Below are 27,000 nucleotides of genomic sequence, written 5' to 3'. Positions count from 1 at the left end.
CCACCCGGCAGACCGTCCGAGCGATCCGAGGAACCATGCCAGCCCTGCATCCCCTGCTGTCCGGATTCGCCCCGATCTGGGCGCTGACCGGCATCGGCTACCTGGTCGGCCGGACCGGGCTGCTCGGGCCGCACGCGGAGCCGGTGCTCAACCGGTTCGTCTTCCACGTGGCGATGCCGGCCTCGCTGTTCCTGATGATCGCCCGCACCCCGCTGGACCATTTCGCCAACCCCTCGATGCTCGCCTTCGCCGCCGGCACCACCGTTTCGATCGGCCTCGGGCTGCTCGTCGGGCGCCTGCTGTTCCGGCGCAAGCCCGGCGAGTTGGCGATCGGCGCGATGGCCTGCGGGTACGTCAACTCGGCCAACCTCGGCATCCCGGTGGCGATGCAGCTCCTCGGTGACGCCTCCTTCGTCGCACCGGTGGTGCTGTTCCAGATCCTGGTGGTCACGCCCGCGGTGCTGGCCGTCCTCGACGGCGGCGCGGCCGGCCGCCGGGCCCTGCTCACCCTGCCGCTGCGCAATCCCATCCTGCTGGCCACCGCACTCGGCGCCGCCGCCTCCGCCGGCGGGCTGCACCTGCCCGCCGAGCTGAACCGTTCCTGCGAACTGCTCGGCGGCGCCGGCGTGCCGACCGCCCTGGTCGCCCTCGGCATGTCGCTGCACAACCGCCCGCCGGCCACCGGGCATTCGCGCCACGCCGAGGTCGGACTGACCGTCGCGGTCAAGACCCTGATACAGCCGCTGATCGCCTTCGCGGTGGCCGGCCCGCTGCTCCACCTGTCCTCCCACCAACTGCTCACCGTGGTGCTCTTCTCCGCCCTGCCCACCGCGCAGAACGTCTACGTCTACGCCCGCGAGTACGGGCAGGGCACCGGGCTCGCCCGGGACTCGGTGCTCTGGTCGACCCTGGCGTCGATGGTGACCCTGTCGGCGATCAGCTGGTCCCTCGCCGGCTAGGGCGTGTGACGGCAACCCGTACACGGCACGACAGTTGTCCCCCGCGAGCCGTACAAAAGCGGGGAACCGGGGCCCCCGTCCGGCTCCCGGTGGAATGCTGGCGCCCATGAGCCAACCGGACCCCCGCTCCGCAGAGTTCCACCACTGTCCGTCCGTCGTCACGCTGCCGCAGACGGACGTGGACCACTACAACACCATTCCGCGCGGCGCCTTCCTGATCGAGCCGCGCCTGCGCTGCGACCTCGCCGGCGGGCACGGCGGCACCCATTCCGCGCTGGTCCAGGGCGTCGGCTTCGACCTGCACTGGGCGTCCTGGCCCGAGTACCTGGTCGAGGTGGGGCCGCGCTGTCCGGCCGTCGGCCCGTACGAGGGGCCGGAGCCGCCGCGCGACCCCAACATCTGCCTGCTGCGCGAGGACCACCCCGGGCCGCACTACGGCGAGACCTGGTTCTGACGCCCCGCCGGTCACTCCCCCCTGGCGGCGGCCACCACGCCGGCCATGGCCTCCAGGAAGCGTCGGGCCGTCGCCAGCTCCACCGGGTCGAACCGCCCCATCGCCGAGACCAAGTCGCCGATCAGCCCGCCGAAGAAGCCCTCCCCCAACTCCATCGCCCGTTCCTCGACCACCAGCCGGACCTTCCGCCGGTCCTGCGGATCGCGCTCGCGGCGGATCAGCCCGAGGCGTTCCAGCCGGTCCACCAGGCCGGTGGTGCCCGCCGAGTTCAACCGCAGCGCCTCCCCGAGCCGGCCCGGGGTGACCACCCGGCCGGCCCGGGAGGCGTCCAGCAGGTGGATCAGCGCCCGCAGATCGGTCGGGTGCAGACCGTTGCGGGCCGCGAACTCGGCCCCGAACAGGTCGAGTTCGACGGTCAGACCACGCAACAGGTGGACCAGCCGGATCGACTCCTCAACTTCGGACACCCTCTCGTCCTTCCTCCGGCACGCATGGGCCAGTATTCTCTCGTTCAGCGAGATACTTGTGCAACGAGTGATTCAGCGAGTGATTCCCTCACCACCGCGGAGGCCCATCATGTCCGCCCGCACCACGCACTCCCCCACCCGCACCGCCGCCTTCCTCGCCGCCTACGACGCGCTGCTGGCCCGCTGGCCCGTCCCGGTCGAGCGCCTCACCGTCCGAACGCCCCACGGCACCACCCGGATCAACGCCTGCGGCCCGGCCGACGGCCGCCCCCTCGTCCTGCTGCACGGCGGCGGCGCCACCTCCACCATGTGGTTCGCCAACGTCGCCGCGTGGACGGCCGCCGGGCACCGCGTCCTCGCCCCCGACCTCATCGGCGACCCCGGCCGCAGCGTCCACGACGGCGCCCCGGTCACCGACGTCCCCGGGCTGCTCGGCTGGCTGGACGCCGTCCTCGACCGACTCGACATCCCCCGGGCCGACTTCTGCGGACACTCCTACGGCGGCTGGATCGCCCTGGAGTACGCCCTGCACGCGCCCGCCCGGGTCGACCGGCTCGCCCTCCTCGACCCCACCCAGTGCTTCGCCGGCTTCCGCCCCGACTACCTCCTGCGCGCCGTGCCGCTCTTCCTCCCCCGCCGCACCGCCGACCGGGCCCGCTCCTACCTCGGCTGGGAGACCGGCGACGGCCCCCGCCCGGACCCCGGCTGGCGCGAGGTCTACGCCCTCGGATACGCCGACTTCCCCGCCACCCGCGTCATCACCGGCCCCCGCCCCGGCCCCGACCGGCTGCGCACCCTCACCACCCCGACCCTCGCCCTGTTCGCCGAACACAGCCGCACCCACCACGCCCCCCGGGTCGCCGAAGCCGCCCGCCGCGCCCTGCCCGAAGCGACGGTCGCCGTCCTGCCTGGCCTCTCGCACCACAACCTGCCCATGGCGGGCGCGGCGGAGGTCAACGCCCGGCTGACCGGATTCCTCGCCACCGCTCACGGCTGAAGCCCTGTCGGCCCGGATGCGCGGACGGCGGGACGCCCGGACGGCGGGGCACGGGGGTGAGGGCTCGGAGTCGTACGGGCCGCGACGGCCCGGCCGTCGCCACCTCGGCGGGCGAACACGCGGGGCTGACCCGGACCGTCCTGGAACAGCGCGCGGCACCCTCCCGGCGGGCACCCGGCTCCGGACCGCGATCAACGACCAGCCGGCCGATCCCCGGTCCTGAGCCGTCCCGCGCAAGCGCGGCGGGGGTCAGCGGCGGGGGTCAGTAGATGGCGGGGGGTCAGTAGATCAGGTACCCCGGGCGGTGCCCTTCGTCGTCGATCTCCCCGGTGGCCTGCGCCCGCAGCTTGCGGGACAGCTCCTCCAGGGCGCGGGAGGCCGCGACCTCCTCGCCGATCCTGGCGAGCGGGCGGTCGTCCGTGCTCTTCATCGACTCCCCGTGGCCGCGCAGGCCCGGCGCCCGCGCACCGGTCAGCCTGGCCTCGCACGCCGTGTGCACTCCGTCTTCCTCGAAGCTCAGCTCCACGTCCCACTGGTTGTGCATGCCACACCTCCTGGCAGCGGCCCCCTCGCGCCTGTCCGGACCGGCACGGACGGTGAGCCGTGGCGGCCGCTCACACCAGCGTGCGCCCGTCCGGCCCGTGGCGGCAAGCGCGGCCGCCCCGGGCCTGGCCCGCCCCCGCCCCCGGCGCCTCCCTCCCCGACTCTCCCGGCTCCGCCGCGTCCGCCGTCGCCGACCGGGCCCCGCCGCCGACCCGGCGGTACGCTGACGGAAGCGCGCCGCGACCGCGAACCCGGACCCGCCGGCGCGGCGCGGGCAGTGACAACCGGGTGGTCCCTCCGTGGCGGTCTTCCTCCTCGCCCTCGGCGCCGCCTGCTGCCTGGGCCTCGGCTTCGTCCTCCAGCAGCACGCGGCGCAGCGGGCGCCCCGTGCCGACCTGCTGCACTGGCGGCTGCTCCTGGATCTGATGCGGATGCCCGAGTGGCTGCTCGGCACCGGGTTCATGGTGTGCGGACTGATCCTCTCCGCGCTCGCCCTCAACCAGGGCGAGGTCTCGCTCGTCGAACCGCTGCTCGCGACCAACCTGCTGTTCGCCATGGCGCTCTCCCGGGTGCTGACCCGCCAGACCCTCGGCCGCTCGGGCTGGCTCGGGGTGCTGCTGCTCGGCCTCGGGGTGACGGCGTTCATCCTGGCCGGCCGACCCACCGGCGGCGGTGCGCCCGCCGGGGAACTGCGGCACTGGCTGGTGGTCGGCACGGTGGTCGGGCTGACCCTGCTGCTGGTCTCGCTGGCCCGGCGGCTGCCGCTGTTCGAGGAGGCCACCCTGCTGGCCCTCGCGGCCGGCCTGCTCTACGGCCTCCAGGACGCGCTGACCCGCACCACCACCCAGCGCCTCGACCACGGCGGGCTGGAGGCGGTGCTGCGCAGCTGGCAGCCGTACGCGGTGGTGGCGGCGGGCGTGGTCGGGCTGCTGCTGGTGCAGAGCGCCTTCGAGGCCGCACCGCTGCGGATGTCCCTGCCGGCGCTGACCGCCGCCCAGCCGCTGGCCGGGATCGCCTGCGCGGTCGGCTTCCTCGGCGACCGGCTGCGGGTGACACCGGGTGCGCTGGCCTGGGAGTCGGTCGGGCTGCTGGCCATCGTGGTCGGGGTGGTCGTGATCGGCCGCCATCCGGCGATGCCGGGCAGCGTCCGCGAAACCCTGGAGGGCGTCGGGGCGCCACCGGAGGACGAACGGCCCGAGGAAGGCCCCGGCAACCGTCCGGTGAACGGCCCCGGGAACGGTCCAACCGAGAATCCGAACGGCCCGGGGCGCGGCCCCGATGACGGCGCATAGTGCCTGTCCGGTAGTGCCTGTCCGGCGGATCTTGCCGGGGTGTGGTGCGCGGCCACCGAGCCCGGCCACCCGGCCGGCTACGGCGTCGGCACCCCGCACCAGGCGCTCCTCCTGACCGGCTACCTCCTGACCACCGTCGGCTCGCTGCTCGCGAGCGGCGACCGCCTGCTGCGCCGCCTCGGCCTGCTCACCGGCGCGGGCGCCGCGCTCTGTGCCCTGCCCTGGCGGCTCGCCTTCGTCTCCAGCTGGTGCGCCACGGCGGCCCTGGCCGGCCTGCTGCTCCCCCACTGGGCCGGGCGCCCGCCCGTCGACGGCCAGTGAACGGCGCCGGGTGGTGAACGGCGCTAGCCGGTCCACGTGAGGCGGGTGCCGAGGCGCCGGTTCGTCAGGCTCGACTCACCGGTGTCGGGCCGTAATTCGCTTGACCGGGCCACGGGTCGACGCTGCACTGTGGCGGGGCGCCACGAGCCGTGGTGCCGTCAACCAGGGGAGGCAGCGGTAGCGATGGAGATCCGTCCGACAACCGATCAGGACCTCGACGTCTTCGTCGACACGCTCCATGCCGCGTTCGGGCTCTTCCCGGAAACCCCGACCGAAGGCGGCGGGACCTGGTGGTCGGCGACCGAGATGGACCGCAACCTGCTCGCCGTGACGGCGGACGGGCGGCCCGTCGGCACCGCCGGTGCGTACTCCTTCGAGCTCACCCTGCCCGGTGCGGTCCTCGCCCCCACCAGCGGGGTGACCGGCGTCGGCGTCCTGCCCTCGCACCGACGCCAGGGCGTGCTCACCGCGATGATGCGGCACCAGCTCACCGAGTTCCGGGCCCGCGGGGAGTTCCTCTCCGTGCTGCTGGCCTCCGAGGCCGTGATCTACCGCAGGTTCGGCTACGGGCCGGCGACCTACACACAGCGGCTGACGGTGCCGCGCCACCGGGCCGCCTTCGCCCTCCCCCGGGCGCGCGGAACGGCCGACGCCCCTGCCGACACCCCGGCGGCCGGCTCGGACGCCGGCTCGATCGAGCTGCTGCGGCGTGCCGAGTGCGGCGAGATCCTGGAAGCGGTCTACGACCGGTACCGCCGCGCCCAGCCCGGCGCACTGTCCCGGCCGCACCGCTGGTGGGCCTTGGGCGCGGGGCGGCCCCCGGTCTCTTCGGTGCCGCGCTACGTCGCAGTCCACCGGGATGCCGACGGCGTCCCGGACGGCTACGCCAGTTACTCGCTCGGCGACGGCACCTTGACGGTCGACGAGACCATCGCCACCGACGACGCCGTCGCCACGGCGCTGGCCCGGTTCGCACTCGGACACGACCTGGTCTCCCAGGTCGTGTTCAAGCACGTTCCGTCCGACCACCCACTGCGCTGGCAGCTCGCGGACTTCAACGCCGGGGAGGGGAGCAGCACCACCGACTGGCTCTGGGTGCGGCTGCTGGACGTCCCGCGTGCGCTGACCTCGCGCGGCTGGTTCGCGGACGGCGAGCTCGTCCTCGACGTCGACGACCCGTTCCTGGGCGAGCACGGCCGCTATCTGCTGACCGTCCGGGACGGGAAGGCCGACTGCGTCCCGACGGACCGGGAGCCGGACCTGTCCCTGGACGTGAGCGACCTGGGCTCGGTCTACCTCGGCGGCACCACCCCGAGCACGCTCGTACGGGCCGGACACATCCGGGCGCACCGCCCTGGCGCGGCCGCGCTCGCCGACGCCCTCTTCCGCGCCGAGCGCTCCCCGCTCTGCCTGCACTGGTTCTGACCGCACGCTCGCCTCCCCTCTGGGACCCTGCAGGCGTTGAACAACGAGGCTTACGAGCGAACCGGGATCGGCTCGGGCCCAGGCTCCGGCTCGGGCTTCGCCTCGGGTTCGTGCTTCGGCTCGGGTTCGGGCTTCGCCTCGGGTTCGGGCTTCGCCTCGGCGGCGGTGCCCGTCCGGCCGCGCTGGCGGTCCATCTCGCGCCACTCCGGCCGCAACCCGGCCAGGTTGGTGGTGGCGAAGTAGAGGACGCCGCCCGCGACCAGGGTGGGTATCAGCCCGACGAGGCTCACCGCCGCGCCGGCCAGCAGACCGCCGAGGGGGATGCCGGCCCAGGCGAGGGAGTCTCCGAGGGCGTGGACGCGGCCGAGCAGGTGGCGGGGCACCCGCTCGAAGAGCACCGCGCCGAGGATCGGGTTGAGGAAGCCGCTGCCGAAGCCGCCGACCGCGAAGACCGTGAGCACCACCCACAGCGGCGCGTCGCACGCGAGCACCAGGAAGCGCGGCGCCCCGACGATCAGGAAGCCGGCGAAGAACACCGTCCGGCGGGGCAACCGGTGGGCGACGGTCGCCGCGATCAGGCTGCCGCCGACCGCCGTGATCCCCAGGGCGGTGCCGGTCAGCCCGATGACGGCCGGGCCGTTGCCGGACTCCCGCGCCCAGACCGGGACGAGGACCGTCATGAACCCGGCGTCGAGCAGATTGGTGATGCCGACCGTCACGGTCACTGCGAGCAGCAGCGGCTCGGACCGCAGGAAGGTGAAGCCCTCGCGGAACATCCGCCAGTAGCCTGCCGGTTCGGCCCCGGCGCCAGCCCCGGCCCCGTCCCCGGCGGCCGGCGCGGCAGCGGGCGCCGGGGCCGCCGCGCGCCCCATCCCGCGCGGCAGGGCGAAGGCGATGACGAGGGATCCCAGGGCGAAGGTGGCCGCGTTGAGCGCCAGCCCGGCCAGCGGGCCCATCAGCGCGACCAGCCCGCCGCCGACCGCCGGGCCGATCGTGGAGGCCAGCCGTTCGGTGACGCCGGAGAGGCCGGTGGCGCGCTCCATCGGCACCCTGACCCGGTCGGCGGCCTCCGGGACCATGACCGACTTGGCCAGATCCCCCGGCCCCCGCATCGCGCCGATCACCGCGACCATCGCCAGCAGCACCCCGAACGGCAGCAGTCCCAGGGCGTGCAGCAGCGGGATCAACCCGGCCGCGACGGCGCTCACCAAGTCCGTCGTCCAGGACACCACCCGCGGCCCGAGCCGGTCGACCAGCGGCCCGGTCAGCGCCTTGACTAACACGTACGGCGCCATCTCGGCGAAGGCGACCAGGCCCGTCATGGTGGCGCTGCCGGTGGTGGCCAGGACGAACCAGGGCAGGGCGATGGCCGAGACGCGCGTCCCGGTGATGGAGACGGCCATCGCGGAGAGCACCCCGACCAACGGCCGGAGGCTGCGCGCGGGCGCGTCGACGGCGGTGGTCATCGGGACTCCACCTCGCCGGTGTCAGTGCCCGTGTCAGTGCCCGTGTCGGTCTCGGCGTCGGTCTCGGCGTCGGCGTCGGTCTCTGCGTCGGTGCCAGCACTCGCATCGGGCAGCACGTGGACGACCACGGCGACCCGCTCGGTGCCCTCCGGGGCCGGCCCCGCCGCGTCCAGTGCACGGTAGCGCCGCACCACCGCGGACAGATCGGCGGCCAGTTGCTCGGCCTCCTCGGCGGTGAGCTGCAGCAGCACGTCACTGAGGCCGACCGCCTTGCGCCACTCCCGCGGCATCGTCTCGAAGGCGTCGATCGAGCGCTGTGCGGTCAGGGCGTGGGCGGTGAGGACGGACCGCAGGAAGCCGACGGCCGTGTCGGGCTCCTCGTCGGCCATCTCGTCGCCAGTCCAGACGGTGAACTTGTGGGCCGAACGCCACCACCGGTCGCGGGCGTTGCCGCGCTCGGGATCCTCCTCGACGAAGCCCGCGGCGGCGAGCTGGCGGAGGTGGTAGCTCGTCGCCCCGGAGTTGAGCCCCAGCTTCTCGGCGAGCCTGGTCGCCGTGGAGGGCCCGTCCTTGCGCAGCAGCCCGACCAGTTGCATGCGCACGGGGTGGGCCATCGCCCGCATGCCCTTGGCCGTGAGGACGATGTGTGGGTTGTCGCTGTGCATCCAGCCGCGTTCATCGGTCATGGCAGGAGCGTAGGACCGCAAAGACCTCTTTGCAAAGTGTTTTTTGCGAAGATGTCTTTGCGGTTGGCGCGGAGGTCACCGGCCGACGAGGCCGGCGGCCCGCGAAGGGACGCGGTCAGCCGTGCGCGACCACCAGCAGCAGCACCACCGTCAGCCCGCCGCCCGGCGTGGCCTCCACCGCCAACCGCCCACCCGCCGCCAGCACCAGGCTGTGCACGGCGGGCCCGACCGGCCCGTCGGCGCGCACGCCCGCGAGCAGCCACTCACGCGCCCCGGGCAGCTCGGACGACCCCCGGTCGGCCACCCGGATCTCCACCCGCCCGCGCGGTCGCGCCGCCCCGCTCAGCCCGGCCGCCCGCAGCGCCGTCGCGGTCGGCCCCGGCCCGCCCGCCACCTCGGCGCGGACCAGCACCCGCCCGCCGGGCGGGCTGCGCCGGATCGCGTGGTCGACCAGGCCCGCGAGCGCGGCCTCCAGCCGCCGGGCGTCCCCGGCCACCACCGGCAGCCCCGGCGCCAGCCGGGCCGTCACCGCCGCCGCCCGGCCGCCACCGCGCAGCACCCGGCGCACCGCCTCGGCCACCTGGACGTGCCGCGCCTGCGGTTCGCAGCCGGCCTGTCGGCCGGTCCACTCGACGCGCTCCAGTTCCGGCCGGGACAGCGCCCGGGGCCCGGCCATCCCGCCCGGTCGGAACGGTCCTGGCTCCTCGCCCACCAGCCCGCCGCCGGGGCCTCCCGGGCCCCCGAGGGCGCCGAGCGCCCTGGCCCCCGATGCGACATAGCCCCAGAGCTTCCCGCTTGCCATCGCCCTGCCCCTCGTGCATCGACGGCGGCCGTCATCAGTGCCGCGGCCGACCGGCGAGGGCCGCTTCCCAGACCCTGCTGTCAGCCTGCGCCTCACTCGTCCGGGTGACAATCGGGCTCCGGGACGCGAACCGGGCGCCGCCCCCCGCCGGTCGGCCGGTCCCACACCCGCCGACCGGCGGGGCAGGCCCGAGCACCGGCCCCTCCGGGCCCGCGCCGCGGCGCCGCCGAAACCCAGGGCCGGCCTTCGGACTCCCCTCGTCCACCCGGAGGGCCGCCGCCCGGGCGGGAGTTCGAGGACCCGTCCAGGGCGTGTCCCATCATGCGCGTCGGATCAGCGCGCGGCGTCGGGCGCCCGGCCGAAGCCTGGGGGCGGATGTCTGGGGGCGGACGTCTGGGGGCACCTCCCGGCCACCAGGCCGGGGGAGCGTCGCACGCCCGGCGGGAATCGCGCCCGGCGGGAATGACGAAACCCGCCCTAGACTGGCCCCATGCCCCGGCTCAACGACCAGGTGCGGGAACTGCTCCAGGAGTTCGCCGACCTGATCAACATCACCGGCGGGGACGCCTTCCGGGCGCGTGCCTACGAGAAGGCCGCCCGGGCGGTGGGCGGCCACTCCGAGGACGTCGCCGATCTGGACGCCAAGGGCCTGCAGCAGATCCCCGGCGTCGGGAAGTCCACCGCCGAGAAGGTCGCCGAGTACCTCGCCACCGGGCGGATCACCGCTCTGGAGGCCCTGCGTGCCAAGGTCCCGTCCGGGGTGCGGGAGATGACGGCCGTGCCCGGCGTCGGCCCCAAGCGCGCCCTCGCCCTCTACCGCGACCTGGGCATCGCCTCCGTCGACGACCTGGCCGAGGCGGTCCGCTCCGACCGGCTGTCCGGCGTGGCGGGCTTCGGCGAGCGCAGCGGCGAGAAGATCCTGCACGGCATCGAGTTGCTGCGGCGGTCCGGCGGCCGCACGCTGCTCGACGCGGCCACCGAACTGGCCGAGCAACTCGTCGCCGCGCTGTCCGCCGTGCCCGGCTGCACCCGTTGCGCGTACGCGGGGTCGCTGCGCCGGATGCGTGAGACGGTGGGCGACGTCGACGTGCTGGCGACCGCCGCCGACTCCGCCCCGCTGATGGCCGCGCTCACCGGACTCCCGTACGTGGCCGAGGTGATCGCGAGCGGTCCGACCAAGACCTCGGTGCGCACCACCGGGGGCGTGCAGGTGGACCTGCGGGTCGTCCCGGAGGAGGACTGGGGCGCGGCGCTCGTCTACTTCACCGGGTCGAAGGCGCACAACATCAAGCTGCGCACGATGGCCGTCCGGGCCGGGCTGAAGCTCTCGGAGTACGGCCTGTTCCGGATCGCCGACGCGGGGAAGGACGACGCGGGCGGGGACGACGCGGGCGGGGACGGCGCGGGCGGGGACGGCGCCAAGGTGGCGTCCGCGACCGAGGACGAGGTGTACGCGGCGCTCGGCCTGCCCTGGATCGCGCCGCCGCTGCGCGAGGACCGGGGCGAGATCGAGGCCGCCCTGCGCGGCGAACTCCCGGACCTGGTCCAGGAGTCGGACCTGCGCGGAGACCTGCACACGCACACCGACCTGACCGACGGCCTGGCCACCCTGGAGGAGATGGTCGACACCGCGGCCGCCCGCGGCTACTCCTACTACGCCGTCACCGACCACGCGCCCGACCTGGTGATGCAGCGGATGACGGACGAGAAGATGCTCGCCCAGCGCGAGCGGCTGCGCCGACTCGCCGACCGGCACCGGAAGCTGCGCCTCCTGCACGGCACCGAGCTGAACATCGGCCCGGACGGCGGGGTGGACTGGCCGCCCGAGTTCCTGGCCGGCTTCGACGTCTGCGTGGCCTCCGTGCACTCGCACTTCACCGCCGACCGGGCCGCCCAGACCCGCCGCCTGATCCGCGCCTGCGAGAATCCGTACGTGCACGTCATCGGCCACCTCACCACCCGGAGGATCGGCCGCCGCGGCCCGATCGACGTCGACCTGGACGCGGTGTTCGCGGCCGCCGCGCGCACCGGCACCGCGATCGAGATCAACGGTTCCCCGCAGCGGCTCGACCTGCGCGACGAGGACGTCCTGCGGGCGAAGCGGCACGGCGTCCGCTTCGCGATCGACAGCGACGCCCACGCGACCGGGCAACTCGGCTACCCGCGCTTCGGCATCGGTACGGCGCAGCGCGGCTGGCTCACCGCCGAGGACGTGATCAACACCTGGCCCTGGCAGCGGCTGAAGCGCTTCCTCCGCAAGGACGCACTGCGGCCGGCTTGACCCCGCCGCTGAGCACGCGGCCCGGTGGGCGGCCCCGCGCACGAGGCCGCCCACCACGAGGTCACCGCGACATCGGCCCGACGTCAGCCCGAGGACGGCCCGGGGCCAGCCCGGGGTCAGCCCGGGGTCAGCCCGAGGTCACCGCTCCGCGAACGAGGCCCCCGGCGTGGCCAGCACCCGGGCCGCGCTGCGGTGCCCGAGGCCGGCCGCCAGGCGCAGGTCCCCGGTCTCCAGGAAACCGGCCAGGAATCCCGCCGCGAAGGCGTCCCCCGCCCCGGTGAGGTCGCGCACCTCGCTCACCGGCGGCACGGGCACCGTGAACAGCGCGTCCCCGGGCACGTCGACGGTGGTCGCCTCGGCGCCCGCCTTGGTGACCACGGCGGTCGCCGCCAGCCGGACGCGCTCCGGCCCCGGCAGCCCGCCCACCAGCAGGCCGAGGTACTCCGCCTCGGACCGGTTGGCGAACACGAAGGTCGGCGCCAACTCGGCCAGCAGGGCGAGGAAGCGATCCCGCCCGTACTGCTCCAGCATGCCGGTGGAGGAGGCGTCCACCGAGGTGGTGCCGCCCGCCAGCCGGACCCGCGCCAGCGCGTCCAGCGCGGAGCGGCCGACCGGATCGCCGTCGAAGGAGTAGGCGGGCACGTGCAGGTGGGTCAGGCCGGCCAGCCACTCGTCCGGCACCCGGTCCAGCAGCTTGGCCGCGCCTCGGTCGGGCAGCATGGTCCGTTCGCCGGCCTGGTCGATGAGGACGACGATGCTGCCGGTCTGGCCGCGCCGGGCGACCCGTACGTCCACGCCGTGGCCGGTCAGTTCGGCGACGATGCCGTCCCCGACCGGGTCGGCGCCGACGCAGCCGATGAAGCGGGCCGGGTACTGACCGGCGGCGAAGCTCGCGACGTTCGCCGCGCTGCCGCCGCGCCGCCGGAAGACCTGGGCGCTGGAGTCGGTGCCGTGCCGGAGCGGGCCGTCGACCCAGACGACGATGTCCTCGACGAGGTCGCCGAGCACCCCCAGCACGGGTCAGGCCCCGCTGCGGGCGGCGGCCGCCAGCGCGGTCGCGATCCGGCCGCCGAGCCGGACGTTGCCCCGGTAGACCTCGACGTTGACCTCCAGGCTGCGGCCCTGGGTGTCGCGCTGGATGTGGTCGAGCAGGAACGGCGTGGAGGCGTTGCCGGTGACGCCCTGGCGCTCGGCCTCGGCCCAGGCGCGGGCGAGGATGCCGTCGAGCTCCTCCGGCGGCAGCTGCTTGGCGGGGTCCACCGGGTTGGCGATCAGGACGGCCTGCGGCAGGTCGAGGCCGTCGCGGGCGTCGATGAGCCGCGCGGCCTCCTCGGGCGACTCGACGCTGTAGTTGATCTCGTGGCCGGAGTCGGTGACGTAGAAGCCGGGGTACTTGCGGGTGCGGTAGCCGATGACCGGGATGTTGAAGGTCTCGAAGCGCTCCAGGGTGGCCCGGATGTCGAGGATCGACTTCACGCCCGCGCTGATCACGGTGACCGGCGTGGCGGCCAGGGTGGTCAGGTCGGCCGACTCGTCGAAGCTCTCGGAGGCGCCGAAGTGGACGCCGCCGAGGCCGCCGGTGGAGAAGACCCGGATACCCGCCCGGTGGGCGAGGAAGGCGGTGGCGGCGACGGTGGTGCCGCCGTGGCGGCCGAGCGCGGCGACCACCGGCAGGTCCCGCAGGCTCACCTTGTCCAGGCCGTCCGTCGCGGACAGTTCGGTGATCTGCTCGGTGCTCAGACCGACCGTGGGGACGCCCGCGTGCACGCCGATGGTCGCCGGGACGACGCCCGCCTCGCGCAGTTGCTTCTCGGCCTCCAGCGCGACGGCCAGGTTGCGGGGGCGCGGCAGGCCGTGGGTGAAGATGGTCGACTCCAGCGCGACCACGGGCCGGCCGTCGGCCACGGCCCGCGCGACCTCCGCGGAGACGTGGATGGCCCGCGCGGGACGGGTGGCCGGCGCGGAGCTGGTGGCCGGCGCGGAGCCGGCGGCCTCGGGGGTGCTGGTGGGCAGTCCGGTCATGATGCGAGCTCCCTGTGAGATGCCACTGCGATGGGGCAACGTGCGCTCAGCGTATGGACGGTTCGCATCGGGATCCAGAATGAGTCCTGGGGCTTCCGATAGGCCTGAGACTATGGGTTCGCCTAGGCTTGGGCCATGGGCTTCACCTTGCGTCAACTCGAGGTCTTCCTCACCGTCGCCGAGACACTGCACTTCGGGCGGGCCGCCGAACGGCTGCACATCTCCCAGCCGACGGTCAGCCAGGAGGTCGCCCGGCTGGAGCGGACCGTCGGCGTCGAGCTGTTCGACCGCAGCCGCCGCTCGGTGGCCCTGACCGAGGCCGGCGAGGTGATGGCCGCCGAGAGCGCCCGGCTGCTCGGGCAGGCCGAGACCCTGCTGGCCCGGGTGCGGCTGCACGAGGAGTCCCGGCTGGGGACGGCCCGGATCGTCGCCTCCCCCAGCGTGGTCAACCGGCTGCTGCCCGCCGTGGTCAGCCGCGCCGAACAGGAGCTGCCCGCGCTCACCACCGCCGAGGTGGCCGTCGACACCGGCCAGGTCTCCACCACGCTGGCCGCCGAACTCGCCGACATCGGCCTCGGCCGCTTCCTCGACGAGGTGGCCGGCTACCGGCTGGAGCGGATCGCCGACGAGCCGGTGCGGGTCGCCCTCGGCCGCGACCACCCGCTGGCCGGCCGGACCAGCGTGCGGCTCGGCGAACTGCGCGACCTGCCACTGCTGCTGTGGCCGCGCGAACAGCACCCGCGCTACTACGACCACGTGCTCGGCCTGTGCGCGGAACACGGCGTCGACCCGCCGGTGCTGGTCAGCCCGCCCCGGATCGTCGGCTCCCGGCTCTACCTGCTCGCCCGCAACCGCGCGTTCTCGCTGGTGCCCGGCTCGATGACCGGCCACCTCACCGAGGACGTGGCCACCGTCCGGCTGGACGGCCGGGCCACCCTGCCGCTGGAGATGCAGTGGCGGCTGGACGACCGCCGACCCCGGCTGGCCGCCCTGCGCGACCTGATCCGGCAGGAGGCGGCGGCCCTGGAGGGCGGCTAGGACGTTTCATCATTCCCGCCAGGCGCGCGACGCGCATGATGAAGCACGCCCTGGGCACGCTCCTGCCGGATCTCGCCGGGCACCCGCAGCGGTCCCCGGAACGAGTCCTTGACGCTGGCATGCCACCGTCGAAAGGATGCCCGGACCGCCCACCCGGCCCGCGGCAGCGCCCGCCGGCCGCCCGACCCCTGGGGACCAGCCTTGGCCGTCCGCCCGCTGCTTCGCCGCGCCGCCCGCCTCCTCGGCGCCGCCGCCCTGACCCTCGCCGGCACCCTCACCGCCGCCGCCCCCGCCCACGCCGACTTCGGCACCGACTACCACGACCCGGTCACCGCCACCCGGCCGCTCACCCGCCCCGACACCCGCTCCTGCACCGTCGAGGTGATGCACGACCAGCAGTTCCGCAACGGCTACGGCAACCCGCCCGACACCCCGTACACCACCACCCTCACCCCGCCCGCCGACTGCGCCGGGCCCTGGTCGGCGGTCGTCCTGGACCTCCACGGGCAGGTCGCCGGGCGGCAGTTCGACCGCATCTTCAGCGCCCGCGTCGGCGGCGTCCAGGTACTGCTCTCCTCCACCCCCGAGCCGTCCCAGGACGGCATCGAATGGAAGCTGGAGCGCGATCTCACCCGCTACGCCCCGCTGTTCGCCGCCGGCCCGCAGCCGTTCTCCCTCGACCTCGCCAACGTCACCGACGCCACCTACACCGGCGTCTTCACCATCAGCGCCAGCGTCACCTTCTACACCGCGAACGACCGCCGGCCCGCCCCCCGCGCCGCCGACCGGCTGCTCACCACCGGGCCGTTCGCACTCACCCAGGCCGCCCCCGCCGCCACCCGCGAGCTCACCTTCCCGCAGAACCTCGAACGCCTCACCGCCGAGGTCTACACCCGGGGCGGCGGCGCCTGCGAGGAGTTCGCGTACGCCTCCGCGCCCGACGCCTTCGTCAGCGCCAACCCGGGCCTCGGTGCCTGCGGCAAGGGCCCGTTCCGCGAACTGCGGCTCACCGTCGACGGGCGGACGGCCGGCGCGGTCTGGCCCTACCCCGTCATCTACACCGGCGGGTGGGACCCGCTGCTCTGGCGGCCCGTCCCCGGCGTCTTCGCCTTCGACCTGCCCGCCTACCGGCTCGACCTCACCCCCTACGTCGGCCTGCTGCTCGACGGCCGGCCGCACACCGTCGGCATCGCGGTGAACGCCGCCGAGGCGCAGAGCAACGACACCTGGACCGGCCAGATCAACCTCTTCGCCGACGTCGACCACGGCGCCGCCCGCACCACCGGGCAGCTCACCGACCACCAGGTCGCCCCCGAGGCCGCCGTCGACACCCGGCTCACCGACCACGGCGCCGGCAGCGGCGACTGGACCGTCACCGCCGGCCGGCACGACCGCGCCCGCGGCTGGGTCCAGACCTCGCACGGCCGGATCACCACCGAGGTCCGCGACGACCTCGCCTTCCGCTCCGCCCAGCAGCTGCGCGACAGCGGCAACGACGTGACCCTGCACAACCGCACCGACCTCACCCGCACCACCGCCACCTGGGGCGGCGGCCCGCACCGCACCACCACCGTGCGCGAGGGCGAACCGCTGGACGTCACCTACCGGGTCACCCGCGACGCCGCCGGCAACACCGACCAGCGGACCGCCATGGACCTCGGCTACCACCGCGAGACCACCGCGGCCACCGGCGGGCACGTCACCGAGCGCTCGACCGTCGACCACACCCTGCGCCCCACCGCCCGCCGCCACGACGGCGACTCCACCGTCCGCACCGGCACCAGCACCGAGGACTACCGGAGCACCGGGCCCGACGGGCCTTACCACCGCACGCTCTCCTTCGTCGACGGCTGGCCGAAGCCGTAGCGCAGCGGGAAGGCCGTAGCGGCGCCCCGAACCTCCCGGTTCGCGAAATCCGTCCGATTTCAGGCGGTTGACCCCTGGTGCACACGGCGTGGGAAGCGCATGATGGGAGGTGGACCTGCGAGGCAGCTGAAGGAGTTCGACCGCAGGAGGCAGTGGTGACAGATCGAGACGGATCAGGGTCTGCCGCTGGAACTACCTCGGTCGACGATCGAACTGCCGGCCGGAGGACGAGAAGTCCGGAGGCCACCCCCGCCCCGCAGGTTCCCCGCGTCCACGGAGCGCCCCCTCGGCTCCGTGGACGCATCCGTCCCTCCAGCGTCCGTCACCGGGGCGCTCGTCACTGCGGCACCGGGTAGCCCATCTCCCAGGCGTGGACGGCGATGCCGACCCGGTTCGCCACCCCGAGCTTGCGCTGGACGCTCGCGACGTGCGTCTTCACCGTCCCCGGCGAGATGAACAGCTCGGCGGCGATGTCCGCGTTCGTCCGGCCCGCCGCCACGTGACCGGCGATCTCCACCTCCCGCTCGGTCAGCGGCACCACCGGCGCCGAACGGGGCTCCGGGCGGCGCGGCGCCGTCACCTGCCGCAGCAGCCGGACCGTGACCGACGGACTGATCAGGCTCTCCCCGTCCGCCGCCGCCCGCACCGCCTCGGCGAGCAGCGACGGCCCCGAGCGCTTCAGCAGGAACCCGGACGCCCCGTGCCGCAGCGCCGGGTACACGTACTCGTCCAGGTCGAAGGTGGTCAGCACCACCACCCGCACCGGCTCCGCCACCCCCGGCCCGGCCAGCCGGCGGGTCAGCTCCAGCCCGTCCATCCGCGGCATCCGGATGTCCACCAGCGCGACGTCCGGCCGCAGTTCGACCGCCAGTTCCAGCGCGGCCAGCCCGTCGGCGGCCTCCCCCACCACCTCGATGTCCGGCTGCGCCGCCAGGATCCGCCGGACACCGCGCCGGACGGACTCCTGGTCGTCCGCGATCAGCGTACGGATGGTCCGCGGGCACTCACCGTTCGCACTCGTCACGGCAGGCAGTCTGCCACGCCCGGCCGGGCCGCCGGCCCCGCCCGTCTCCAGCGCGGCCCGGCGGGCGGGAAGTTCACGTCGTGGGTCCGGCGCGGTTCACCGACGCGCGGTGAGGCTGGCGGCCATGAACGCTCCCAGTGGACATCCCCCCGTCAGCCGGCGCGGGATCCTGGCCGGCGCCACCGGACTCGGTCTCGGCGGCGCCGTCTCCCTCTCCGGCATCGCGGCCACGCCCGCCGCCGCCTCCCCGCTGCTGCTGGAGCGGCCGGACCGCTCCGGCGCCCCGCGCGTCGCCGGCCTGCACCTCCAGTTCGGCTCGGACGCCTCGCGCGAGGTCGTGGTCTCCTGGCACACCACCGCCTCGGTCGGCAACCCCCGTGTCCTGTACGGCACTTCGCACGGCGGCTTCGGCCGCAGCGTGCAGGCCGACACCAGCACCTACCGGGACGCCAAGTCCGGCACCGAGGTCCGGATCCACCACGCCCGGCTGACCGGCCTGCACCCCGACACGGACTACGTGTACGCCGCCGTCCACGACGGCGCCACCCCGGAACTCGGCACCGTCCGCACCGCCCCGCGCGGCCGGGCCGCCTTCACCTTCACCAGCTTCGGCGACCAGGGCACCCCCACCCTCGGCAAGCAGACCGCGAACGGCTACGCCAACGACAACCTGGGCAGCCCCGCCGCCGGCGACACCACCGCCGGAGTCGAGCGGATCGCCCCGCTGTTCCACCTCGTCAACGGGGACCTCTGCTACGCCAACCTCGCCACCGACCGGGTCCGCACCTGGTCCGACTGGTTCGAGAACAACACCCGCTCCGCCCGCCACCGCCCCTGGATGCCCGCCGCCGGCAACCACGAGAACGAACGCGGCAACGGCCCGACCGGCTACGGCGCCTACCAGGCCTACTTCGACCTCCCGCCGTCCGGCTCCGACGACGAACTGCACGGCCTCTGGTACGCGTTCACCGCCGGCGCGGTCCGCGTCATCAGCCTCAACAACGACGACGTCGCCTACCAGGACGCCGGCGACGGCTACGTCCACGGCTACTCCGGCGGCGCCCAGCAGCGCTGGCTGGAGCGGGAGTTGGCCGCCGCCAACGCGAACCCCGAGATCGACTGGATCGTGGTCTGCATGCACCAGGTCGTCATCTCCACCGCCGACAAGTTCAACGGCGCCGACCTCGGCATCCGCGAGACCTGGGTGCCGCTGTTCGACAAGTACGGCGTCGACCTGGTGGTCTGCGGCCACGAACACCACTACGAGCGCTCGCACCCGATCCGCGGCCAGCAGCAGACCGACACCCGCACCCCCATCCCGGTCGCCACCGACACCGAGACCATCGACACCACCCGGGGCACCGTCCACCTGGTGATCGGCGGCGGCGGCACCTCCGCCCCCTCCAACCACCTCTTCTTCGAGCCCGCCAAGGCCCGCGTCATCACCGGCGTCGGCGCCGTCGACCCGGCCACCGGCAAGCGGCCCCCGCAGTACGTGATCGAGGACGCGCCCTGGTCCGCGTTCCGCGACGCCGACAACCCGTACGGCTTCGCCGCCTTCGAGGTCGACCCGGGCGAGCGCGGTGGCCGGACCACCATCGACGTCACCTACTACTCCGTCAGCGGCCCGTACGGAGACCTCGTCCCCGTCGACCGCTTCACCCTCACCCGCCCGCGCGGCGCCCGCGGCGGCGGCCGGGGGCGCTGACCCCGGCACCCGGGGCGCGTGGTGCCGGCCCGGACCGACCCCCGGGCCGGCGCTACCGCCCCGGCAGCGTGCACACCACCCGCCACCCCGACGGGGCCTGCGGACCGGCGTCCAGGGTGCCGCCGTGGGCGGCGGCCCGGGCGGTCAGGCCGGCCAGGCCGGTGCCGCCGGAGCCGGGGCGGCGGCGCAGCAGCGGCACGCGGCTGCGGGACGGGCCGCCGGTGTCGCTGACCGTCACCTCGACGGAATCCCGCGGGCCGGGGGCCACCCGGACGGCGACCCCGGTCGTGCCCGGGGCGTGGCGGCGGACGTTGGTGAGGGCCTCCAGGACGACGGCGTACGCGGTCGCCTGCGCCTCGGCGGGGAGCAGGCCGACCGTGCCGGGGGTGAGGTCGAGGGTGGCGTGCGGGCCGCCCGTCGTGCCGAACCTGGCCACCAGGTCGGGGAGTTCGGCCAGGCCGAGGGGGCGCGTGGTGCCCACGGCCGACCGGTCGTCCCGCAGCGCGCCGACCATCTCGTCCATCGAGTCGAGCGCCCGCAGGCCCGCCTCCTCCAGACGGCGCAGCAGTGCGCCGGTCTCCTCCGGCTCCTGGCCGGGGAGTTGGCCCGCCTGGGCCTCCAGCACGATGCCGGTGATCTCGTGGGCGACGAAGTCGTGCAGGCCGCGGGCCACTTCGAGCCGCTGCTCGCGCCGGGCCCGGGCCACCGCACGCTCCCGGCGGGCGTCGAGGACCCGCAGGTAGAGGCCCGCCCCGGCGACACCGAGCGTCGGCAGCAGGGACAGCAGCACGGCGATCACCGGGCCGGCCACGGCGCCCTGCGGTGTCCGGAGGGCGAAGCGCAACGGCAGCAGCACCGCCGCGAGCCCGACCAGGGCGCTGACCGGGCCGGCCCAGCGGTCGGGCAGTCGGCGGACGGCCCGGAAGAGCAGCCCGAGCAGGGCGAGCCACTCGAAGGGCAGCCAGAACGCGGGCAGCCGGTAGGGCCCCGGGTAGCACAGGTCGAGCAGCAGCGAGAGCCCGGCCGCCGCCACCGCCGCCGGCCCGAGCGTGACCCGACCGCCCCGCCAGGGCAGCAGCGCCGCCACGGCCGTGAGCGCCGCCACCGCCGCGACCAGCAGGGCCGCGCCACGGGCATCCGGGTGCGCCAGCCCGACGGGTGCCAGCAGGAGGAGAGCGGCGAGGGCGGCGGCCGGTCGACGGAACCGGGCGGCGGCGAACGGACGGCCGAACCCGGCGGCGGCGGCCGGGGGCGGGGATTCGGTATGCACGGACCCGAGCCTAGGTCCTGCCCGGCCGCTCTCCCGGGGGAGGTGGGCTCCTCCCCGAGGCGGAGTCCGGCGGCAGGAGACTCCCCTCCACAGCGGGAGGTCCGCCGCCGCGCCCGGGGCGAGAGTGGTGGGCACCGGAGATTTCCCCGTCGAGAAGGACGAACCCGCCGTGAACCGTCGCCCCGCCGTCGCCGCGGCCGCCCTCTGCCTGCTGGCGACCATCGCCGCCACCGCACCCGCGACCGCCGTCGGCACCGACCCCGCGGCCGCGACCGCGACTGCGACCGCCGCCACCGACGGCACCGGGCCGGTACGGCTGCACGGCTCCGGCGGGACGGTCCTGACCGCCGCCTTCCACGGCTTCGAAGGTGACCCGGTCCGCTTCGAGTTGGACGCCCGAGCGGGCGTCAACGCCGATCCGGGGACGACCAGCGGGCACTTCCACGTCACCCACGTCCACACCGACGGCCGGCTGGTGGCCGACTTCGAGGGGGACATCACCTGTCTGGCCGTGGGCGGCCGGGAGGCGATCGCGACCGGCGTGGTCACCAAGGGCGAGGCGCCGTGGTTCCCGGGCCGGCCGTTGATCGGGCAGCAGGTCGCGCTCTCGGTGGAGGACGACGGGCGGCGCGGGGACCGGCTCGGCTGGGTCTGGGGCATGTTCGGCGCGCCGGTCTCGGACTGCCAGGGCACGGTACCGTTCATCCGCACGACCGGTGGTGACTTCACCGTGCGCGGCTGACCACCGCCCGGCCCGGGGCCTCCCGGGGCCCGGGCGGGTGGCACCGCCCGGCGCCACCCGCCCGCCCGAACGCGCCGCACGCACCGCACGCGCCGAACACCTGAACGCGCCGAACTCCCTGGAGGCCCACCCGATGCCCGTCGACCGCCCGACCGCGTCCCGCACCGTCGAAGCGGCCGCGCCCGGGCCATCCGAACGGGGAGCGGGGTTCACCGGCCGCACCGGGGAGGGCCGGTGAACCCCGCTCCCGACCGTCGCCCCGCCGACGGCGCCGGAAAGGTCGGCCACCCCGACTACGGCCGACTCGCCGCCGTCGGCCCGTACTTCGCGCTCGACACCCCTGCCACGCCCGGCGCGGGGCCACCCCCGGGCTTCCGGCCGCTGCCGGAGCTGTACGGCACCGGGCCGGACGCGCCGCTCGCCCGGCGGATCCGGGTGGTGGCGCAGCGGCTCGGCACCGCCGAACCCCGGGTCGCCGCGTCGATCCTGCACCTCGGACTGGCCGCCCGCTTCTGGTCGGTGGGGCTCGGGGCGGCCGTCCTGCTCGGTACGGTCCCGACGCTGGAGCGTGCCTGGGTGCGAATCCCGGAGCAGGGGCCGCTCGACCTCTGGACGCCGCCGGAGCCGCCGCTCCCCGCTCCGCTCCCGCTCGCCGACCGGCTGTACGAGGCCGTCCTGATGGGCCAGTTGGAGCCGCTGGCGGGGGCGGTGCGGTCCGCCGTCCCGCTCTCCGCCCGGCTGCTGTCGGGCAACGCCGCCTCCGCCCTGGCCGGCACCCTGCGGGTCCTGGACGCCCACGCGCCGGGCCCCGCCCGGGCGTTGGCGGCGGAGCTGCTCGCCCGCCCGCCGCTGGCCGGCACCGGGACACTGCGGACCGGCCCGCGCGGCGCCGCCTTCCGGCGGACGAGCTGCTGCCTGTACTACCGGGTGGGGCCGAGCGCCGGGGTCTGCGGCGACTGCTGCTTCACCCGGCCGCCCGCACCGAGGCGAAGCTGACACCGGAGCCAATACATCCAGGAGTAAAGGTCATATCCGGACCACCTCCCAGTCGGCCGCCGACGACGGCACCGCCGCCCGTTCCACCGCCGGGTCGGCGAGCAGGCCGCGGGCCAGCGAACCGACCGGGAAGGCCGGGGTCGAGGCCGCCAGCACCCGCCCCTCGCCGGTGACCAGCACGGCCTCGCCGGGCAGCGCGCGCAGCGGCGGCACCAGCAACCGCTCCAGCCCGGCCAGCGGGACGTCCCCCGCGACCACGCCGACGAAGCCCGCGCCCGGGGCCGTCACCGGCCGGGCGCAGCACAGCACGTAGCGGTCGGCGCAGAGCAGGTCGACCTGCGGCCCGGCGACCACCGCCCGCCCCTCGTCCCGGGGCCCGGCGAACCACGGCAGCGCCCGGTAGTCGTAGAACTCGGCGTCCGCCGGATCGAGGGCCAGGCGCAGCCGCCGCTCCCCGGCGCCGCGCGCGCCGCGGTACCACCACTCGACGTGCAGTTCGGCGTCGGCGAGCGCGCCCGGGGCGGCGACCGCGCCGCAGCCGAAGTAGTGCGAGCCGGGCCGGTGCAGCTGGCCCCGTACCGGCCCGCGCAGGGCGGCGAGTTCGGCCGCGGCAGGCCTGCGCCCGGCGGCCGCGGCCCTGGTCCAGCAGTCGGCGGCGGCCGCCCGCAGGCCGTCCAGTTCGGCAAGCACCGACTCGACGGCGGCGGCGACGCTCCGGGCGCAGGCGCCGGCGGTGGCGGACGCGCCGGCGGGAGCGGACGGGGCGACGGTGGCAGGCAGGGCGAGTGTGGTGGTCATGACAGCTCCGGCGAGGGCGGGATTCCAGGTGCGGCGGGGACGACGGGGGCGGGACGACGGGGGCGGGACGACGGGGGCGGCGCGGGCGGCCCCGGTCAGCCGTCGTCCGTCAGCTGGAGGTGCCCCCGCACCAGGTGGTGCACGCAGGCGACGGTGTGCACCTCGGCGGCGGCCCGGGCGCCGGCCGCGTCGCCGGCCAGGACGGCGACCAGGATCTCCCGGTGCTGCTCGGCGAACCGTTCCTGGTCGGGGCCGTGCGGTGCGGGCAGCCAGAGCAGCGGGCCGAGTTCGGCCTGGAGCCGGACGGCGAGCTGGGTGAGGCGCACGGACTGGGCGGCGACGGCGAGTTCGATGTGGAAGCGGGCGTCGGCGCGGCGCTGCTCGGCGGGCCCGGCGGCGTCGCGCAGGTCGTGCACCAGCCGGGTGAGCCGGGGGGCGAGGTCGGCGGGGGCGCGTTCAGCGGCGAGCCGGGCGGCGGTGCCGGAGACGGCCAGTTCCTCGTCTCCGAGGTCGCGCAGGTCGACGGTGGCGAGGTCGCGCAGCCGGGCGAGTTGGAGGCGTTCGGAGCCCTCGGCGGGGGTGCGGACGAAGCTGCCGCCGTTGCGGCCGCGCCGGGTCTCGATCAGGTCGGCCTCGCGGAGCAGGGCGAGTGCCTCGCGGATGGTGCCGTTGGCGACGCCGAGTTGGTCGGCGAGGTCGTTCTCGCTGGGCAGTTGGTCCCCGTCGGCGACCAGGCCGAGGGCGATCGCCTCGGTGATCCGGCGGGCCACGGCGTCGGCGCGGCCGAGGTCGGTCAGCGGCGCGAGGACGGCGCTGAGCAGCGGGGTCGCGCTCCCGATGGTCGCCACACCGGCCCCCTCCTCGATCACCGTCGGACTGGGTGTTTCCGGCAGGGTACCTCCCGGTCGGGCGCGCACCCTTGCCGCTAGAAATCCGATCTCGTATGTTTTCCCGCAATCCCGGCCCGGGGATCACCCCCGGAAGCCCTCGCACGTCACGCCACGTTCCCAGGAGCAGGAGCAGGTCATGACCGATGCCAGCGCACGTGCCACCTCCCCGACCGACCCCCTCCCGCCTCAGGGCCCCGGCGCCGACACCGACACCGACACCGACACCGAACGGCTGGCCGCCCTCGGCTACACCTCCGAGTTCAAACGCGACATGAGCCTCTGGGCGAACTTCTCCCTCGGCTTCACCTATCTCTCCCCGGTCGTCGGCGTGTACACACTCTTCGCCTCCTCCCTCGCGACCGCCGGCCCGCCGATGGTGTGGAGCTTCCTGATCGCCGGGGTCGGCCAGTTGCTGGTGGCCCTGGTCTTCAGCGAAGTGGTCGCCCAGTTCCCGGTGGCGGGCGGGGTGTACCCGTGGGCGCGCCGGCTCTGGGGCCGCACCTGGGGCTGGCTGACCGGCTGGGTGTACCTGCTGGCGCTGATGTCCACCATCGCGGCGGTCTCGTACGGCGCCGGCCCCTACGTGGCCGCGCTGCTGGGCGTCGAACCGAGCACGGCGACGACCGTCTGGTGCGCGCTCGGCCTGCTGCTGCTCGCCACCGTGATCAACCTGGGCGGCACCAAGGTGCTGTCGGCCGCGGCCGTGTTCGGCTTCGCCGCCGAACTGCTGGGCGCCCTGGCGGTCGGTGCCTGGCTGCTGCTGACCCACCGCTACCACGGCCTCGGCGTGGTCTTCGACCGCTTCGGCGCGGGCGACGGCGGCTCGTACACCGACGCCTTCCTGGCCGCCGGGCTGATCGCGGTCTTCCTCTTCTTCGGCTTCGAAGCATGCGGCGACGTCGCCGAGGAGGTGCCGAACCCCGGTCGACAGATCCCCAAGTCGATGCGGCGCACCCTCTACGTCGGCGGCGCGGCGGCGATCGGCGTCAGCCTGGCGCTGGTGATGTCGATCCAGGACATCGGCGCGGTGGTCTCCGGCGACGACAAGGACCCGGTGGCCTCGGTGCTGCACGACGCGTTCGGCGCCACCGGCGCCCGGGTGGTGATCGGCGTGGTGCTGATCTCCTTCCTGTCCTGCGTGCTGAGCCTCCAGGCGGCGGCGAGCCGGCTGGCGTACTCCTTCGCCCGGGACCGGATGATCGTGGGCAGCCGGCTGCTCGCCACCGTCTCGGACCGCCTGCGGGTGCCGCCGTACGCGCTGCTGCTCGCGGCGGCGCTGCCGGGCGTGATCATCGTCGGCGCCTCGGCACTCTCCGAAGGCGCCCTGACGAAGATCATCTCCTTCTCCAGCATCGGCATCTACCTGGCCTTCCAGATGGTGGTGCTGGCCGCCCTGCGCGCCCGGCTGCGCGGCTGGCGCCCGAGCGGGGACTTCCGGCTCGGCCGCTGGGGCCTGGCGGTGAACCTCGGCGCGCTGGTGTACGGGCTCGCCGCGATCGTCAACATCTGCTGGGGACGCACCCCGGACGCCGTCTGGTACGACGACTACCTCGTACTGCTCTCGGCCGTGGTGGTGCTCGCGGCCGGCGGGCTCTACCTGCTGCTGGCCCGCCCGCACCTGCGCAGCGACGCCCCGTCCGGCGACGCGACGGCCCTCACCGGGGACGCCCGATGACCCTCCCCCTCGAAGGAATCCTCGTCGCCGACTTCGGCCGCGTCCTCGCCGCGCCCTACCTGACCATGCTGCTCGCCGACCTCGGCGCCGACGTGATCAAGGTCGAGCAGCCGGGCGGCGGGGACGACACCCGCTCCTGGGGCCCGCCGCACGCCCAGGGCGAGGCCACCTACTTCCTCTCCGTCAACCGCAACAAGCGCTCCCTCACCCTCGACCTGCGCGACCCGACCGACCACGCCCGCGCCGTCGAACTCGTGCGCCGCGCCGATGTGCTGGTGGAGAACTTCCGCCCCGGCACGATGGACCGCCACGGCCTCGGCCCCCAGCACTCGCAGGCCCTCAACCCCCGGCTCGTCTACTGCTCCATCACCGGTTTCGGCTCCGGCGCCGGCGCCGAACTGCCCGGCTACGACCTGCTGGTGCAGGCGGTCGGCGGCCTGATGTCGGTGACCGGCCCGGCCCCGGGCGAGCCGGTGAGGACGGGCGTCGCCCTGGTGGACGTCCTCACCGGGCTGCACGCGGCGGTCGGCGTGCTGGCGGCGCTGCGCGAACGGGAGGCCACCGGCCAGGGCCAGCTGGTGGAGCTGAACCTGCTCTCCACCCTGCTGTCCGGCCTGGTCAACCAGTCCGCCGGCTACACCCTGGCCGGGGCGGTGCCCGGCATCCTCGGCAACCGCCACCCGTCCATCGCCCCGTACGAGGTCTTCACCGCCGCCGACGGCCCGCTGGTCGTCGCGGTCGGCAACGACCGGCAGTTCGCCGCCCTCTGCCGGGGTCTGGAGGCACCCGGCCTCGCCACCGACCCCCGGTTCGCCACCAACACCGACCGGGTCGCACACGTGGACGCGCTCGCCGCCGCGCTCACCGCCCGGCTCGAACGCCGCACCGCCGCCGAGTGGTCCGCCGTGCTCACCCCGCTCGGCGTGCCCTGCGGCCCGGTCAACGACCTGGCCGGCGCCTTCGCCCTCGCCGACTCCCTCGGCCTCGCCCCCCGGGCCACCCTGCCCGGCCCGGACGGCCGCCCGCTCGACCTGGTCGCCAACCCCATCGGCCTCTCCCGCACCCCGCCCCGCTACCGGCTGCCCCCGCCCCGGCTCGGCGAGCACACCGCCGAACTCACCGCCTGGCTGGACGACGCGAACCCCGGAGGCACGCCATGAGCCCGGAGCCGGTCCTGACCTAGGGGACTATCACGATCTAGGTGTACGACACCCGGTTGGACTAGGTGTTGATCTTGCTGTCTGGCGTGGGCCGGGTGGCCTACGCCCGTCCGGCTGA

Annotated in this window: 25 protein-coding genes; 14 read left to right on the top strand and 11 right to left on the bottom strand. The window is 75.1% G+C overall.

Annotated elements, in window-relative coordinates; all coding sequences use genetic code 11:
- The first annotated feature begins 35 nt into the window (after positions 1-35).
- Together ACIPLC_RS17620 and ACIPLC_RS17615 are read left to right on the top strand one after the other, a co-directional pair.
- The gene (locus tag ACIPLC_RS17620; RefSeq protein ID WP_400473885.1) at positions 36-959 is read left to right on the top strand and encodes an AEC family transporter; all 924 of its coding nucleotides are present in this window, start codon (positions 36-38) and stop codon (positions 957-959) included.
- A gap of 106 nt (positions 960-1,065) precedes the next feature.
- Positions 1,066-1,413: a hypothetical protein gene (locus ACIPLC_RS17615; RefSeq protein ID WP_400473884.1), complete on the top strand. Its 348-nt coding sequence runs from the start codon at positions 1,066-1,068 to the stop codon at positions 1,411-1,413.
- Between the two features lie 11 nt (positions 1,414-1,424).
- Here ACIPLC_RS17615 and ACIPLC_RS17610 read toward each other — a convergent pair whose 3' ends face one another.
- A complete protein-coding gene (locus ACIPLC_RS17610; RefSeq protein ID WP_400473883.1) occupies positions 1,425-1,880 on the bottom strand; it encodes a MarR family winged helix-turn-helix transcriptional regulator in 456 nt (151 codons plus the stop codon).
- A 109-nt stretch (positions 1,881-1,989) separates the two neighbouring features.
- Here ACIPLC_RS17610 and ACIPLC_RS17605 point away from each other — a divergent pair, with 109 nt between their 5' ends.
- Complete coding sequence (locus ACIPLC_RS17605) at positions 1,990-2,877, top strand: alpha/beta fold hydrolase (RefSeq protein WP_400473882.1); 888 nt, start codon at positions 1,990-1,992, stop codon at positions 2,875-2,877.
- Between the two features lie 280 nt (positions 2,878-3,157).
- On the opposite strand, the gene ACIPLC_RS17600 is transcribed toward ACIPLC_RS17605, so the two are convergent.
- Positions 3,158-3,421 (bottom strand): dsRBD fold-containing protein, encoded by a 264-nt coding sequence (locus ACIPLC_RS17600; protein WP_400473881.1) that lies wholly within the window; start codon positions 3,419-3,421, stop codon positions 3,158-3,160.
- A 298-nt stretch (positions 3,422-3,719) separates the two neighbouring features.
- Here ACIPLC_RS17600 and ACIPLC_RS17595 point away from each other — a divergent pair, with 298 nt between their 5' ends.
- The 3 genes from ACIPLC_RS17595 to ACIPLC_RS17585 all read left to right on the top strand — a co-directional run bounded on the left by ACIPLC_RS17595 (position 3,720) and on the right by ACIPLC_RS17585 (position 6,458).
- Positions 3,720-4,712 (top strand): DMT family transporter, encoded by a 993-nt coding sequence (locus ACIPLC_RS17595; protein ID WP_400473880.1) that lies wholly within the window; start codon positions 3,720-3,722, stop codon positions 4,710-4,712.
- A gap of 39 nt (positions 4,713-4,751) precedes the next feature.
- Complete coding sequence (locus ACIPLC_RS17590; RefSeq protein ID WP_400473879.1) at positions 4,752-5,033, top strand: DUF6629 family protein; 282 nt, start codon at positions 4,752-4,754, stop codon at positions 5,031-5,033.
- A 183-nt stretch (positions 5,034-5,216) separates the two neighbouring features.
- Positions 5,217-6,458, top strand: coding sequence for a GNAT family N-acetyltransferase (locus tag ACIPLC_RS17585; RefSeq protein WP_400473878.1), 1,242 nt, complete (start codon positions 5,217-5,219; stop codon positions 6,456-6,458).
- Between the two features lie 50 nt (positions 6,459-6,508).
- Here ACIPLC_RS17585 and ACIPLC_RS17580 read toward each other — a convergent pair whose 3' ends face one another.
- From ACIPLC_RS17580 to ACIPLC_RS17570, 3 genes are all read right to left on the bottom strand, one after another.
- Entirely contained in the window at positions 6,509-7,924 is a 1,416-nt protein-coding gene (locus ACIPLC_RS17580) for an MFS transporter (RefSeq protein WP_400473877.1), read from the bottom strand.
- The gene (locus ACIPLC_RS17575; RefSeq protein ID WP_400473876.1) at positions 7,921-8,610 is read right to left on the bottom strand and encodes an ArsR/SmtB family transcription factor; all 690 of its coding nucleotides are present in this window, start codon (positions 8,608-8,610) and stop codon (positions 7,921-7,923) included. The genes ACIPLC_RS17580 and ACIPLC_RS17575 overlap by 4 nt, the downstream gene beginning before the upstream one ends.
- A gap of 115 nt (positions 8,611-8,725) precedes the next feature.
- Positions 8,726-9,412 carry a hypothetical protein gene (locus ACIPLC_RS17570; protein ID WP_400473875.1) on the bottom strand — a complete coding sequence of 229 codons (687 nt, stop codon included), beginning with the start codon at positions 9,410-9,412 and terminating at the stop codon, positions 8,726-8,728.
- Positions 9,413-9,902: 490 nt separating this feature from the next.
- Between ACIPLC_RS17570 and polX the strand changes: the two genes are divergently transcribed.
- The gene (gene polX / locus ACIPLC_RS17565; RefSeq protein ID WP_400473874.1) at positions 9,903-11,693 is read left to right on the top strand and encodes a DNA polymerase/3'-5' exonuclease PolX; all 1,791 of its coding nucleotides are present in this window, start codon (positions 9,903-9,905) and stop codon (positions 11,691-11,693) included.
- Between the two features lie 138 nt (positions 11,694-11,831).
- On the opposite strand, the gene ACIPLC_RS17560 is transcribed toward polX, so the two are convergent.
- On the bottom strand, positions 11,832-12,710 hold the full coding sequence (locus ACIPLC_RS17560) for a carbohydrate kinase family protein (protein ID WP_400473873.1): 879 nt from the start codon (positions 12,708-12,710) through the stop codon (positions 11,832-11,834).
- A 3-nt stretch (positions 12,711-12,713) separates the two neighbouring features.
- A complete protein-coding gene (locus tag ACIPLC_RS17555; protein WP_400473872.1) occupies positions 12,714-13,715 on the bottom strand; it encodes a pseudouridine-5'-phosphate glycosidase in 1,002 nt (333 codons plus the stop codon).
- A gap of 135 nt (positions 13,716-13,850) precedes the next feature.
- On the opposite strand from ACIPLC_RS17555, the gene ACIPLC_RS17550 reads away from it, so the two are divergent.
- Together ACIPLC_RS17550 and ACIPLC_RS17545 are read left to right on the top strand one after the other, a co-directional pair.
- Entirely contained in the window at positions 13,851-14,753 is a 903-nt protein-coding gene (locus ACIPLC_RS17550) for a LysR family transcriptional regulator (protein ID WP_400473871.1), read from the top strand.
- A 201-nt stretch (positions 14,754-14,954) separates the two neighbouring features.
- Positions 14,955-16,619: a peptide-N4-asparagine amidase gene (locus ACIPLC_RS17545; protein ID WP_400473870.1), complete on the top strand. Its 1,665-nt coding sequence runs from the start codon at positions 14,955-14,957 to the stop codon at positions 16,617-16,619.
- Between the two features lie 337 nt (positions 16,620-16,956).
- On the opposite strand, the gene ACIPLC_RS17540 is transcribed toward ACIPLC_RS17545, so the two are convergent.
- Entirely contained in the window at positions 16,957-17,643 is a 687-nt protein-coding gene (locus ACIPLC_RS17540) for a response regulator (RefSeq protein ID WP_400473869.1), read from the bottom strand.
- 124 nt (positions 17,644-17,767) lie between these two features.
- Here ACIPLC_RS17540 and ACIPLC_RS17535 point away from each other — a divergent pair, with 124 nt between their 5' ends.
- Positions 17,768-19,351, top strand: a complete 1,584-nt coding sequence (locus ACIPLC_RS17535; RefSeq protein WP_400473868.1) for a purple acid phosphatase family protein — start codon at positions 17,768-17,770, stop codon at positions 19,349-19,351.
- 52 nt (positions 19,352-19,403) lie between these two features.
- Here ACIPLC_RS17535 and ACIPLC_RS17530 read toward each other — a convergent pair whose 3' ends face one another.
- Positions 19,404-20,621, bottom strand: coding sequence for a sensor histidine kinase (locus ACIPLC_RS17530; protein WP_400473867.1), 1,218 nt, complete (start codon positions 20,619-20,621; stop codon positions 19,404-19,406).
- A gap of 169 nt (positions 20,622-20,790) precedes the next feature.
- Between ACIPLC_RS17530 and ACIPLC_RS17525 the strand changes: the two genes are divergently transcribed.
- Positions 20,791-21,363 (top strand): hypothetical protein, encoded by a 573-nt coding sequence (locus tag ACIPLC_RS17525; protein ID WP_400473866.1) that lies wholly within the window; start codon positions 20,791-20,793, stop codon positions 21,361-21,363.
- A 234-nt stretch (positions 21,364-21,597) separates the two neighbouring features.
- Entirely contained in the window at positions 21,598-22,359 is a 762-nt protein-coding gene (locus ACIPLC_RS17520; protein ID WP_400473865.1) for a (2Fe-2S)-binding protein, read from the top strand.
- A gap of 30 nt (positions 22,360-22,389) precedes the next feature.
- Here ACIPLC_RS17520 and ACIPLC_RS17515 read toward each other — a convergent pair whose 3' ends face one another.
- Together ACIPLC_RS17515 and ACIPLC_RS17510 are read right to left on the bottom strand one after the other, a co-directional pair.
- On the bottom strand, positions 22,390-23,157 hold the full coding sequence (locus ACIPLC_RS17515) for a cache domain-containing protein (protein ID WP_400473864.1): 768 nt from the start codon (positions 23,155-23,157) through the stop codon (positions 22,390-22,392).
- Positions 23,158-23,252: 95 nt separating this feature from the next.
- A complete protein-coding gene (locus tag ACIPLC_RS17510; protein ID WP_400473863.1) occupies positions 23,253-24,005 on the bottom strand; it encodes a FadR/GntR family transcriptional regulator in 753 nt (250 codons plus the stop codon).
- Positions 24,006-24,183: 178 nt separating this feature from the next.
- Here ACIPLC_RS17510 and ACIPLC_RS17505 point away from each other — a divergent pair, with 178 nt between their 5' ends.
- Together ACIPLC_RS17505 and ACIPLC_RS17500 are read left to right on the top strand one after the other, a co-directional pair.
- Complete coding sequence (locus ACIPLC_RS17505; protein ID WP_400473862.1) at positions 24,184-25,722, top strand: APC family permease; 1,539 nt, start codon at positions 24,184-24,186, stop codon at positions 25,720-25,722.
- A complete protein-coding gene (locus ACIPLC_RS17500) occupies positions 25,719-26,882 on the top strand; it encodes a CaiB/BaiF CoA transferase family protein (RefSeq protein WP_400473861.1) in 1,164 nt (387 codons plus the stop codon). The genes ACIPLC_RS17505 and ACIPLC_RS17500 overlap by 4 nt, the downstream gene beginning before the upstream one ends.
- Positions 26,883-27,000 lie beyond the last annotated feature (118 nt).

The organism is Kitasatospora sp. NPDC086801, assembly GCF_044745805.1.
Lineage (GTDB): Bacteria > Actinomycetota > Actinomycetes > Streptomycetales > Streptomycetaceae > Kitasatospora.
The sequence above is the reverse complement of the archived record's forward strand: the minus strand, read 5'-3'. Positions and strand labels throughout refer to the sequence as shown.

What these genes read in the sequence shown, in the direction of transcription:
- ACIPLC_RS17500 (WP_400473861.1), top strand. Translation starts at nt 25,719, where the DNA reads ATGACCCTCCCCCTCGAAGGAATCCTCGTCGCCGACTTCGGCCGCGTC.
- ACIPLC_RS17575 (WP_400473876.1), bottom strand. Translation starts at nt 8,610, where the DNA reads ATGACCGATGAACGCGGCTGGATGCACAGCGACAACCCACACATCGTC.
- ACIPLC_RS17515 (WP_400473864.1), bottom strand. Translation starts at nt 23,157, where the DNA reads ATGACCACCACACTCGCCCTGCCTGCCACCGTCGCCCCGTCCGCTCCC.
- ACIPLC_RS17620 (WP_400473885.1), top strand. Translation starts at nt 36, where the DNA reads ATGCCAGCCCTGCATCCCCTGCTGTCCGGATTCGCCCCGATCTGGGCG.
- ACIPLC_RS17555 (WP_400473872.1), bottom strand. Translation starts at nt 13,715, where the DNA reads ATGACCGGACTGCCCACCAGCACCCCCGAGGCCGCCGGCTCCGCGCCG.
- ACIPLC_RS17505 (WP_400473862.1), top strand. Translation starts at nt 24,184, where the DNA reads ATGACCGATGCCAGCGCACGTGCCACCTCCCCGACCGACCCCCTCCCG.
- ACIPLC_RS17600 (WP_400473881.1), bottom strand. Translation starts at nt 3,421, where the DNA reads ATGCACAACCAGTGGGACGTGGAGCTGAGCTTCGAGGAAGACGGAGTG.
- ACIPLC_RS17570 (WP_400473875.1), bottom strand. Translation starts at nt 9,412, where the DNA reads ATGGCAAGCGGGAAGCTCTGGGGCTATGTCGCATCGGGGGCCAGGGCG.
- ACIPLC_RS17615 (WP_400473884.1), top strand. Translation starts at nt 1,066, where the DNA reads ATGAGCCAACCGGACCCCCGCTCCGCAGAGTTCCACCACTGTCCGTCC.
- ACIPLC_RS17580 (WP_400473877.1), bottom strand. Translation starts at nt 7,924, where the DNA reads ATGACCACCGCCGTCGACGCGCCCGCGCGCAGCCTCCGGCCGTTGGTC.
- polX (WP_400473874.1), top strand. Translation starts at nt 9,903, where the DNA reads ATGCCCCGGCTCAACGACCAGGTGCGGGAACTGCTCCAGGAGTTCGCC.
- ACIPLC_RS17605 (WP_400473882.1), top strand. Translation starts at nt 1,990, where the DNA reads ATGTCCGCCCGCACCACGCACTCCCCCACCCGCACCGCCGCCTTCCTC.
- ACIPLC_RS17550 (WP_400473871.1), top strand. Translation starts at nt 13,851, where the DNA reads ATGGGCTTCACCTTGCGTCAACTCGAGGTCTTCCTCACCGTCGCCGAG.
- ACIPLC_RS17585 (WP_400473878.1), top strand. Translation starts at nt 5,217, where the DNA reads ATGGAGATCCGTCCGACAACCGATCAGGACCTCGACGTCTTCGTCGAC.
- ACIPLC_RS17535 (WP_400473868.1), top strand. Translation starts at nt 17,768, where the DNA reads ATGAACGCTCCCAGTGGACATCCCCCCGTCAGCCGGCGCGGGATCCTG.